The organism is Mycobacterium sp. (genome assembly GCF_032161845.1).
Lineage (GTDB): Bacteria > Actinomycetota > Actinomycetes > Mycobacteriales > Mycobacteriaceae > Mycobacterium.
Map to the genome: position 1 here is coordinate 1 of NZ_JAVRQA010000276.1, position 10,691 is coordinate 10,691.

A 10,691-nucleotide genomic window follows, 5' to 3' on the forward strand; every position below is an offset into this window, starting at 1 on the left:
AGGCGCGACCATCGGTCCCGCCATGACGTTCGGCTACGTAGCCGCCAAGCACATCGGTTCGACGCACGACACCTATCGGAGGAAATCATGAAGATCTCACTGTTCTACGAGTTCGCCCTGCCGCGGCCATGGGTGCAGGACGACGAACGCCAGATGTTCCAGGACGGCCTCGACGAGGTCGAAGCGGCCGACAAGGCTGGGTTCTCGACGGTCTGGCTCACCGAGCACCACTTCCTCGAGGAGTACTGTCACTCGACCGCGCCGGAGATGTTCCTGGCCGCGGCGAGCCAGCGCACCAAGGACATCCGCCTCGGTTTCGGCATCATGCACCTTCCGCCTGCCGTGAACCATCCGGCCCGAGTGGCCGAGCGGGTCTCCACGTTGGACCTCATCTCCAACGGCCGCGTCGAGTTCGGTACCGGCGAGTCGTCGTCGGTCGGTGAGCTTGGAGGGTTCAACATCGACCCCGCCGACAAGCGGGGCCAGTGGGAGGAAGCCCTCGAGGTCGCCATCCGGTGCATGACCGAGGAGCCGTTCACCGGCTTCAAGGGCCAGCACATCGAGATGCCCGCCCGCAACGTCATACCCAAGCCCGCGCAGCAGCCGCACCCGCCGGTCTGGGTGGCGTGCACCCGTCCCTCGTCAGTTCAGATGGCCGCCCAGAAGGCAATCGGCGCATTGAGTTTCGCCTACACCGGGCCCGGTCCGCTCAAGGAGCGCGTCGACGGCTACTACCGCGAGCTCGAGGAGAAGGGTTCACCGATCACCCCGGTGATGAACCCCAACATCCTTGCCATCGGCGGAGACCTGTCGATGATGGTCGCGAAGACCGACGAGCAGGCCGTGCAGCGACTCGGCGTCGGCGGTGGGTTCTTCTCCTTCGGGATCATGCACTACTACATGACCGGCATGCACACCCCGGGACGGACGGGTGTCTGGGAGCGCTATCTCGAAGAGGTCGAGTCGGATCCGACGCTCGCCTACGGTCCCGGCCGCGGCGCGATCGGCTCGCCGGACACCGTCCGGGAGTTCCTGCGGGGCTACGAGGAGAGCGGCGTCGACGAGATCATCCTGCTGCTCAACCCGCGCAGCCACGAGGGCACGATGGAGTCCATCGAACTGATGGGGAAGGAGATCCTCCCCGAATTCATCGAACGCGACGAGAAGGCCGTCGCCGCGAAGGCCAAGCGGCTTGCGCCGGTCCTGGAGAAGCTCGAGGCCCGGCGCGAGGTGTCGACGGCGCCCGAGTTCGACGAGAACTACTCATTCGGCGGTCTGCCGACCGGGCAGGGTGGAAAGTTCACCTCGAGTGAGATTCCCGAAGCGATGGCCGAGATCAACGAAGGACGGGTGCAGGCCGCGCAGCTGGAGAAGGACCAGCGGGAAGCCACAGGCTGAGTGAGACGGGACCGGACCGTGGGGCAGTTCAACGACCTGGTGAACTACGACGGCAGGCGCGTCGCGGTGACTGGCTGCGCGTCGGGCATCGGAGCGGCACTGGTAAATCAACTCAGTGGGCTGGGCGCTGACGTCGTCGGGCTGGACGTCCGGCCACCTGCGGTTGATCTCAAGGACTTTCATCAGGTGGACCTGTCCGACCCGGTGTCCATCGATGCGGTCGTAGCCAAGCTCGGCGGCCCCGTCGATGCGCTCTTCAACGTCGCGGGAGTGTCGTCGGGCATCGGTGACTCCCTCCTGGTCGTGAAGATCAACTTCCTCGGCACACGTCACCTCACCGAGGCCCTGGTGCCACGGATGCCCGCCGGATCGTCGATCGTCAGCGTCTCGTCGTTGGCGGCGTCCGGTTATGCGGAGAACATGGGTGAGGTGGCGGGCCTGCTCGGCACCGGCACGTTTGCCGACGGGGTGCAGTGGTGCCGCGATCATCCCGACGCGCACGCGGACGGCGGCTATCGCGTCGCCAAGGAGGCAATCATCCTGTATGCAATGGCGAACGCGGTACCACTTGGGGCCAAGGGCATCCGGATCAACTGCACCGGTCCCGGCGTCACCGAGACGCCGATTCTCGACCAGCTCAGGACCAAATACGGCCAGGAGTACCTCGACGGCATTCCGAAACCCCTTGGCCGGGTGTCCAACCCGGAGGAGCAGGCCGCCGCCCTGGTGTTCCTCAACAGTGCTGCGGCAGGCTACGTGACCGGACAGGTGCTGTGGGTCGATGGCGGGAACCTCGCCGCCCGCGTCGCCGCAACCATGGAGGGATCCGCATTGTGGCCAGCATGACCGACTTCCGGCGCGCCGCCGATGACGTCCGCAACTGGGGCAGGTGGGGTGACGACGACGAGATCGGCACGCTGAACTTCATTACGGCCGAGAAGGTCGCAGAAGCGGCCGGATGCGTCAAGAAGGGCCGTGTCATCTCACTCGGCGGCGACTTCAGCTCGTCGGGCCCCCAGGGCGCGTTCAAGTTTCGGCAGAACCCGGTCCACGTCATGACGGTGGATGGTGGTGACGCCAACACGCTGTGCAAGTACGCTCCCGATTGGCTGCGCAATTCCGTTGCGCAGGAGTTGAGTTCGTTCTTCGTCGACAACCCGTTCCGCTTCAACGACGACATGATCGTGATGAACCTGCAGGCGGCCACCCAGTGGGATGCGCTGTCGCACGTCTACTACGAGGACAAGCTGTACAACGGCTTCCCCGCGGACTCGGTGACCAGTTTCGGCGCATTCCACTGCGGCATCGAGAAGGTCGACGCCAAGGGCATCGCGTCGCGTGGCGTGCTGCTCGACGTGGTGGCGCACCGCGGCGAGGAGACGTTCTGCCAACCCGGGAAGCCCATCACGCCAGCCGAACTCGACGACATCGCCGCCAAGCAGGGAGTGCGCATCGGCCGCGGCGACATCGTGGTCGTACACACCGGATGGTGGACGCGCTTCCTATCCACCGGCGACGGCGCCGAAGCCGGGTCCGGCCTGGACTGGACGTGTGCCTCCTGGCTCCACGATCACGAGGTCGCCGCGGTGGCAGCCGACAACCTGATGGTCGAAGACCCAGATCCGGCCAACGGAGTGGACGGGACCTTCCTACCGATGCACATGCTCTGCCTCCGCGACATGGGACTGATGCTCGGCGAGTATTGGGATCTGGGCGGACTGGCCACGGACTGCGCCGCCGACGGCGTCTACGAATTTCAGCTGATCGCACCACCCCTCAAGGTGGTGGGCGCCGTTGGAGCGCCAGTCAGCCCGATTGCAATCAAGTGAGCACCGAAGTGATGACTACCAAGACCCAACCGTTGATCGTCGGACTCGGCGGTACACTGCGGTCCAACTCGTCCACCGAACGCGCGCTGCGGCATTGCCTTTCGGCCGTCGAGCGCCAAGGCGGCCGGACCATGCTGTTCTGCGGTGACGACATCGACCTGCCGATGTACAACCCGCACGACGAAACCCGCACCGCCAAGGCGACCGCGCTCGTCGACGCGCTTCGCGATGCGGATGCCGTCGTCGTCGGCTCGCCCGGTTACCACGGCGGCGTCTCGGGTCTGGTGAAGAACGCCCTCGACTACATCGAGGACCTTCGTGGCGACCCCCGCGTCTACCTCGACAACACGCCATGGGGCTGCATCAGCTGTGCCTTCGGTTGGCAGGCCGCCGTGGGAACGCTGGGGCAGTTGCGCGTCATCGGCCATGCGCTGCGGGCCTGGCCCACACCGCTTGGCGTCGCGATCAACTCGGCCGACGAGATCTGGGACGACGCGGGTGACCTCGTCGACGGGACCATCCGAGGTCAGCTGGACATGCTCGCAACCCAGTTGCTGGTGGGAGCGGTGCGCGCGGCTTAGGCGCCGAGCATCATCAGGCCGCCGTCGACGGCGAGCAGTTGGCCGGTGATGAAGCGCGATCCGTCGCCAGCCATGAACACCAGCATCGGCCCGAGGTCGGTGGTCGGGTCGCCCAGCTTGCCGCCGAGCGGGATCGACGCCGCGAGTTGTTGTTCGATGATGGGCAGCAGGTCTGGGCCAAGGAAGTCCCGGAGCCGTTGTGCTCCCGGTGTTTCCACGGCCGGGGCGAGCGCATTCACCGTGATGCCCTGCGCGGCCCAGGTCTTGGCCGCTGACCGGGTCCAAGACGCGACGGCTGACTTGGATGCAGCGTAGATGGCCGACATCGGGCTGCCCATCACGCCCTCGCTGGACCCGAAGTTGATGATCCGGCCACCATCACGGCCCATGGCGGCCGCGGCGGCCTGATTCGCCAGAACGGTCGACGTGAAGTTGGTGTCCATCACGTGGCGAACGTCGTCGACCTCGATTTGGCCGGGCACGCCGGGGTGCCACAGTCCGGCGGCGTGAACGAGTACGTCCAGTCCGCCGAGGGTGCCGACGGCGTCGTCGAACGCGGCGTCGACCGAACTCTGCTGGGTGGCATCGCATTGCACCCAGGAGACCTCGTCGCCGGTCGAGGGCGGTGTGCGGTGGTAGGTGGCGACGACTCGAGCACCCGCCGCGGCCAAAACGGAGACGGCGGCGGCGCCGATGCCCGTGGCGCCTCCGGTGACGAGGATTCGCTTGCCGTCGAGTTGTCCGGTCATGGCAGAGACTCTACGACGAGCCTCAGTACAGATAGATCGCGAGGATCGACCCCCACAGGACGACGAGCCAGGCGTCGGTCGACAGCTGGAGCCAGCGTGGCGCGGTCCGCACCTCCATGAAGGTCCTGATGATCAAGCGGCCCTTGACGAATCCCAGCAGGAGCACGGCCACGGTGATCGGCAAACTCGCCACCGCAGCCCCGCCGCCGCGGTGGCCTGGCGCCAGCCACCACGTGCTGACGGTGATTGCACACAACGCCAGCCACACCAGCGTCGTCCTGCGAGAGCGCGTTCGCAGCCCCAAGTTGCCGTTGGTCATCGCGGTCACCTCATCACGTACAGAAGGCCGAAGATCACGATCCAGAGAAGGTCGACCATGTGCCAGTAGACGGCACCGGATTCGACCATGGACATCCTGCGGCGCCGGGGGTTGCGGAGCTCGCGCAGGACGACCCCAAGGATCACCAAGCCGAGGGAGACGTGGAACAGATGCACTCCGGTGAGCATGAAGTAGAACATGAAGAAGTCGTTGCTCGGCAGCGTGTAACCACCTGCGATCTCGACCGTCCATTCGTAGGCCTTGATGGCGATGAACAACACTCCACATAGCCCACCGAGATAGGTGAGTCGTTGCGCGCGGGCATAATTCCCGGCGCGGGCGGCGTACACGCTGTGCGCGATGAACAGCGAACTGGTGAGCAACACCAGGGTGTTGATCACGCCGATGGTGATGTCGAGATGCTGCTGCGCGGCCAGGAACTGCGCGGGCTTCATGGCTCGGTGGACCATGAAGATCAGGAAGTAGGTTCCGAAGATGACGAGGTCCCCGAGCACCATCACCCACATGTGAGAGTCGCCGGGAAGGTGCTTCTGGCTTCGCGCTGTGGCGTCGTCGGGGTGCGGCAGCGTCGTAGTCGTCATGGCAGTGGTGCCTCATCCGTGGGTTGAAGCTCGGTGGCCTTCTTGAGGAAGACGATCACGCAGCTCAGCCAGATGCCGAAGACGACCGTGCCCATGTAGAACGAGATCGATCCATTCCACGCAAATGGCCCTGCCTTCGAGATGAAGACCGGCGTTGCGAGGATCTCGGTGACGATCTGCCAGATGGAAACGTAGGCAAGCCATTTGGGAAATATCCCATTCTTGTCGTACAGGATCGCCACGGCGAAGACGAAGTAGGCGGCGGAGAAGCAACCCAGTGAGCCGACGAAGGAGAGCAGCCCGAGGTCGTAGAGCAGTGCCAGTATTTCGGGGTCCCGTCCGGCGCGGAACGTGGCGGCCAGGAAGCAGAATGCGACCAGCAGGCAGCCGGGCAGTGCGCCGACGGCCATCGACGCCATGTAGCCGTAGGCGAACACCGACCCGACGGTCATCCGCTTCATGTGAAACAGCACGATTCCGTTCGACACCCCGGCGCCGCCGACGACGAGAATGAGGAGCGTGAAGCCGATCTGAATGGTCGACCCGTGGGCCTGAAAGAAGTCCACCTTCTGCGCAGTCGTGATGTCTGGCCGGGGCGGCGGCATCACCTTGGCCAAGGCGAAGAAGATGATGCCGAACAACGTGTAGAAGGCGGGCACGATCCAGAACACGATCCAGACGTCGCGCTTGCCGGCGCCTCGGAGTATGTCGGTGGTGGACTCGGACGCGGGTTCGGTCGACGTCGTGCTGCTCACAGCGTCACGCCTTCGTCGACGGCCTGACGATGCAGCGCCGACCGCAGCACGAAGAACATCACGACGATGAAGGCGCCGAAGGCGATGTTGCGCAACCAGAACGACGCCACCCCATCCCACGCCAGCGGGCCCGTCTTGAAGACGGCGGCACCTGCGGCAGGCATCATCGCGATCGCGGTGGCGACCGCGTAGTGCCCGACCCACCGTGGGAACACCGGGTGGGGGCCGTTGTCGAAGTAGATCGCCAACCCGAGCAGCAGACACTGCGCGACCACCATGCCGACCGGCGCGATGAACGTGATCCACGCGAGGTCGTTGAGCAGTTGCGTCAGCTCGGGATTGCGGTCCGGCCGGAAGGCCGCGACGAGGAAGAAGATGTCGGCAAGGGCGAACAGCGTTGCTCCGCTGACCGCTGCGGTCAGATAGCTGTAGGCGAAGACGTGGCTTTGGGTCGCCATCCGCTTCATCTGCACGACGATCACCATGAAGAACGGAATCAGCATGATGCCAAGCAGATTGAAGGTGATCATGCTGAACCAGACCATTGCGGTGTTTTCCCGGTAGAACTGTGCGACCTGATCGGCGGTCATGGTGGGCGACATGGGTGGCAGGAAGCCAGGAAAGCCGACGAAGGCGATCAGCAGGACGACGCCGACGAGGGGTGCGGTCCATAGGCTGATCAGTTGGGTCTGAACGTTGGCGGTCTTGGGGAGGTCCTCCGCCTCGGCGAGAATCTGCATCTGACCCCTCTTTCGTTGGCAAGTAGCCGATCGGCTACTAGGGCACGGTACCCCACCGCCGTGGGCTCCGTCGATGCTTTCAGCGGCGGCGTTGCCAATTAAGCACCTCGGCCATTCGACGAATGGGAGAACGTTGTTCTCCGATACCGGAAGTGCCAGTATCGTCGGACGCGTGAAGTTCGAGCGCAAGCAGGTCGTCGTCGATGGACTCAACACCGGCTACCTCGAGGCTGGAAGGGGCGACCCCGTCGTCCTGCTGCATGGTGGCGAGTTCGGTGCGAGCGCCGAACTCGGATGGGAACGCAATGTCGCCGCACTGGCCAAGCGGTATCGCGTACTGGCGCCGGACATGCTGGGCTACGGGAACTCCGCGAAGGTCATCGACTTCGTCGACGGCCGCGGTATGCGAATCCGGCACGTCGCGAGCTTCTGCAAGGCGATGAACGTCGAATCGGCCCACTTCGTCGGTAATTCAATGGGCGCAATCAACCTGTTGACCGACACCACCTCGACGGCGCCGGTGTTGCCCGTCCGGAGCCTGGCGCTGATTTGCGGCGGTGGCGAGATCCAGCGCAACGAACATGCCAGTGCGCTGTTCGACTACGACGGGACCGTCGAAGCCATGCGGCTGATCGTCACGGCGCTCTTCTTCGATCCCGACTATCCGGCCGACGACGACTACGTGACCAGGCGCCACGAATCCAGCACGGCCCCAGGCGCGTGGGAGGCGATCGCCGCCGCGCGCTTCCGCAGGCCGGGCCTGAACGCACCCGCGAGTCCGTCGACGGAGCGTGCCTACGAGCGCATCACCGTGCCCACTTTGGCCATCGAGGGTGCGGGGGACAAGCTGTTGCCAGCGGGGTGGGCCGCCGACATCGCGGCCCGCATCACGGATGCCCGCTCAGCGGTGGTCGATGCGGCGGGACATTGCCCACAGATCGAACGTCCAGAAGTCGTCAACGACTTGCTGCTCGAATTCCTCGGAGGAGGCTCAGCGTCATGAGTAATGAACTGGCAGGCAAGGTCGCGATCGTGACCGGCGGTGCATCGGGGATCGGCAAGGGCATCGTCGAGAAGTTCCTCGCCGAGGGCGCCAAGGTAGTGATCGCCGATGTGCAGGACGAGCTCGGTGCGGCCGTGGCCGCCGATGCGGGGCCCGACGCATACTTCCACCACACCGATGTCGCCGACCAGGCACAGGTGTGCGAACTCGTCGCCGCCGCGGTCGAGAAGTTCGGTGGTCTGCACGTCATGGTCAACAACGCCGGCCGGTCGAGCCCGCTGAAGAAGGGTCTCTTCGACGAGGACTTCGCGGAGTTCGACAGCGTCATGCGGATCAACCTGCTTGGCGTGATGGCGGGCACCCGCGACGCGGCGCGGCACATGGCCGAGCACGGCGGTGGATCGATCGTCAACATCTCGTCGATCGGAGGCGTCCAGCCGGGTGGTGGAGTGACCAGCTACCGGGCCTCCAAGGCGGCGGTCATCCACTTCAGCAAGTCGGCGGCGATCGAGTTGGCGAACTACGACATACGGGTGAATTGCATTGCGCCGGGGAATATCCCGACACCGCTGCTGCAGACGGCTGCCTCAGATGAGGACCGCGAGCGGCTGGAGAGGTTCGAGGTGCGGATCCGTCAGCAGATGCGCGACGACCGCCCGCTGCAGCGGGAGGGAACGCCCGAGGACATCGCCGAGGCCGTCCTCTACTACGCGGGAGATCGGTCGCGCTACGTCACCGGCACCGTCCTGCCGGTCGACGGTGGCACGGTGGCCGGCAAGGTGATGCCGCGCCGGAAACCGAGACCGGAATCCTGACGCCGCCCGACCAATTTAAATCAATCGCTTGACTTAATCGGCGGGTACGCGTTGACTGGGCAAGTGACCGCAGCCCGGCCGTTGCGCACTGAGCGCGCCAGCACCACACGCGAGGCGATCCTCACCGCCGCTGAACGGCTGTACGCCGAACACGGCGTCTACGCCGTGTCCAACCGACAGGTGAGTGAAGCTGCCGGACAGGGGAACAACGCCGCCGTCGGCTACCACTTCGGGACCAAGACCGACCTCGTCCGCGCCATCGAGGAGCGTCACCGCGCGCCCATCGAGGCGCACCGGGAACGGCTGGTCGAGCAAGTCGATCGCGACGCCGACATGCGTTCGTGGGTGTCGTGTCTGGTACGCCCACTGACCGACCATCTTGCCGATCTTGGCAACCCGACCTGGTACGCGCGATTCGCCGCGCAGGCGATGACCGATCCTGCGTACCACGGCTTCGTCGTCAAGGACGCGTTGAGTTCGTCGTCGCTCGTCCAGGTCGTCGACGGCATCAACCGCTGTCTTCCCGACCTGCCACTCGACGTCAGGTTCGACCGCAACATCATGGCGCGAAACCTGTTGATGCACAGCTGCGCCGATCGTGAGCGCGCGCTGGCCAAGGGTGCCAGCGCGGCGAGCCGAACCTCCTGGCAGTCGGCGGGCACGGGTCTCATCGATGCGATCGTCGGAATGTGGCTCGCGCCCGTGACCCCGCTAGCCCGCGGGGGCGCCTCGTGAAGGTGACCGTCGATCAGGACAAGTGCGTGTCATCCGGGATGTGCGTGTTGAACGCGGCCGAGGTCTTCGACCAGAGCGACGACGACGGCGTGGTCGTCCTGCTCATCTCCGAACCGGACGCCGATCTCGCCGAAGACACCCGCAAGGCCGCGGCCGCGTGCCCCGCCCTGGCCATCCACCTCGAGGAATGACGGAGTATCGATGTCAGAAACGCTTGCCGCCGAGAAGGTTTCGGCCAACGTACCCGAGTACCCGATGGAGCGTTCGCCGCGCTGCCCGTTCGCCCCGCCACTGCAGATGCTCGAGATGGGCGAGGCCAAGCCGCTTTCACGGGTGCGCATCTGGAACGGCACCACGCCGTGGCTGATCACCGGGCACGCCGTCGCGCGGGCGCTGTTCGCCGACCCGCGCGTCAGCGTTGACGACCGGATCGAGGGCTTCCCGCACTGGAACGAACACATGCTGTCCACCGTCGAAAAGCGACCCCGTTCGGTGTTCACGTCCGACGCCGAGGAACACACCCGGTTCCGCCGGATGCTGTCCAAGCCGTTCACCTTCAAGCGTGTCGAGGGTTTGCGCACGACCATCCAGCAGGTGACCGACGAGTGCATCGACGCGATCCTGGCCGGCCCGCAGCCTGCCGACATCATCGCCAAGCTGGCACTGCCGGTTCCCACCAAGGTGATCAGCGACATGCTTGGCGTCCCCTACGAAGACCACGAATTCTTCCAGGAGCACGCCAACGCTGGTCTCGCTCGCTTCGCGGCCGCGGATGCCATGCAAAAGGGCGCGATGAGCCTGCACCAGTACCTCATCGACCTGGTCAAGAAGAAGCAGGCCAACCCGGCCGAGGACGCGGTGTCCGATCTCGCCGAACGGGTGACCGCCGGCGAGATCAGCGTGAAGGAAGCTGCGCAGCTGGGTACCGGGTTGCTCATCGCCGGCCACGAAACCACGGCCAACATGATTGGCATCGGCGTGTTGGCCCTGCTCGAGAACCCCGAACAGGCCGCACTGCTTCGTGATTCGGTTGATCCGAAGTTCATCGCGAACGCCGCCGAGGAACTAATGCGCTACCTGTCGATCATCCAGAACGGGCAGCGTCGGGTCGCGACCGAGGACATCGAGATCGGTGGCGAGACCATCCGTGCCGGCGAGGGCATCA

Annotated in this window: 14 protein-coding genes; 9 read left to right on the forward strand and 5 right to left on the reverse strand. The window is 65.2% G+C overall.

Annotated elements, in window-relative coordinates; genetic code table 11:
* Positions 1 to 87: 87 nt before the first annotated feature.
* The 4 genes from QOD90_RS15245 to QOD90_RS15260 are packed head-to-tail and all read left to right on the forward strand — an operon-like array spanning position 88 to position 3,808.
* Positions 88 to 1,398, forward strand: coding sequence for an LLM class flavin-dependent oxidoreductase (locus QOD90_RS15245; RefSeq protein WP_526351094.1), 1,311 nt, complete (start codon positions 88 to 90; stop codon positions 1,396 to 1,398).
* 18 nt (positions 1,399 to 1,416) lie between these two features.
* Entirely contained in the window at positions 1,417 to 2,244 is an 828-nt protein-coding gene (locus QOD90_RS15250; protein ID WP_526351096.1) for a coniferyl-alcohol dehydrogenase, read from the forward strand.
* Positions 2,241 to 3,227, forward strand: a complete 987-nt coding sequence (locus QOD90_RS15255) for a cyclase family protein (protein WP_526351098.1) — start codon at positions 2,241 to 2,243, stop codon at positions 3,225 to 3,227. Before QOD90_RS15250 ends, QOD90_RS15255 begins: the two co-directional genes overlap by 4 nt.
* An 11-nt stretch (positions 3,228 to 3,238) precedes the next feature.
* Positions 3,239 to 3,808 (forward strand): NADPH-dependent FMN reductase, encoded by a 570-nt coding sequence (locus QOD90_RS15260; protein ID WP_526351100.1) that lies wholly within the window; start codon positions 3,239 to 3,241, stop codon positions 3,806 to 3,808.
* On the opposite strand, the gene QOD90_RS15265 is transcribed toward QOD90_RS15260, so the two are convergent.
* Genes QOD90_RS15265 through QOD90_RS15285 form a run of 5 tightly spaced genes read right to left on the reverse strand, consistent with a single transcriptional unit; the run spans position 3,805 to position 6,973 of the window.
* Positions 3,805 to 4,557 carry an SDR family NAD(P)-dependent oxidoreductase gene (locus QOD90_RS15265; protein WP_526351102.1) on the reverse strand — a complete coding sequence of 251 codons (753 nt, stop codon included), beginning with the start codon at positions 4,555 to 4,557 and terminating at the stop codon, positions 3,805 to 3,807. The genes QOD90_RS15260 and QOD90_RS15265 overlap by 4 nt on opposite strands.
* A gap of 22 nt (positions 4,558 to 4,579) precedes the next feature.
* On the reverse strand, positions 4,580 to 4,876 hold the full coding sequence (locus QOD90_RS15270; RefSeq protein ID WP_526351104.1) for a cytochrome C oxidase subunit IV family protein: 297 nt from the start codon (positions 4,874 to 4,876) through the stop codon (positions 4,580 to 4,582).
* Positions 4,877 to 4,881: 5 nt separating this feature from the next.
* The gene (locus QOD90_RS15275; RefSeq protein WP_526351106.1) at positions 4,882 to 5,478 is read right to left on the reverse strand and encodes a cytochrome c oxidase subunit 3; all 597 of its coding nucleotides are present in this window, start codon (positions 5,476 to 5,478) and stop codon (positions 4,882 to 4,884) included.
* Complete coding sequence (locus tag QOD90_RS15280) at positions 5,475 to 6,185, reverse strand: hypothetical protein (protein ID WP_526351120.1); 711 nt, start codon at positions 6,183 to 6,185, stop codon at positions 5,475 to 5,477. The genes QOD90_RS15275 and QOD90_RS15280 overlap by 4 nt, the downstream gene beginning before the upstream one ends.
* A 44-nt stretch (positions 6,186 to 6,229) precedes the next feature.
* Positions 6,230 to 6,973, reverse strand: coding sequence for an Asp23/Gls24 family envelope stress response protein (locus tag QOD90_RS15285; protein ID WP_526351108.1), 744 nt, complete (start codon positions 6,971 to 6,973; stop codon positions 6,230 to 6,232).
* A gap of 172 nt (positions 6,974 to 7,145) precedes the next feature.
* Here QOD90_RS15285 and QOD90_RS15290 point away from each other — a divergent pair, with 172 nt between their 5' ends.
* The 5 genes from QOD90_RS15290 to QOD90_RS15310 form a co-directional block, all read left to right on the forward strand.
* A complete protein-coding gene (locus QOD90_RS15290) occupies positions 7,146 to 7,976 on the forward strand; it encodes an alpha/beta fold hydrolase (RefSeq protein WP_526351110.1) in 831 nt (276 codons plus the stop codon).
* Positions 7,973 to 8,791 (forward strand): SDR family NAD(P)-dependent oxidoreductase, encoded by an 819-nt coding sequence (locus tag QOD90_RS15295; RefSeq protein ID WP_526351112.1) that lies wholly within the window; start codon positions 7,973 to 7,975, stop codon positions 8,789 to 8,791. The genes QOD90_RS15290 and QOD90_RS15295 overlap by 4 nt, the downstream gene beginning before the upstream one ends.
* Positions 8,792 to 8,854: 63 nt before the next feature.
* Complete coding sequence (locus QOD90_RS15300) at positions 8,855 to 9,526, forward strand: TetR/AcrR family transcriptional regulator (protein ID WP_526351114.1); 672 nt, start codon at positions 8,855 to 8,857, stop codon at positions 9,524 to 9,526.
* A complete protein-coding gene (locus QOD90_RS15305; protein ID WP_526351116.1) occupies positions 9,523 to 9,717 on the forward strand; it encodes a ferredoxin in 195 nt (64 codons plus the stop codon). The genes QOD90_RS15300 and QOD90_RS15305 overlap by 4 nt, the downstream gene beginning before the upstream one ends.
* A 10-nt stretch (positions 9,718 to 9,727) precedes the next feature.
* Positions 9,728 to 10,691: cytochrome P450 (locus QOD90_RS15310; protein WP_526351118.1), on the forward strand; the 964-nt coding region annotated here is incomplete at its 3' end.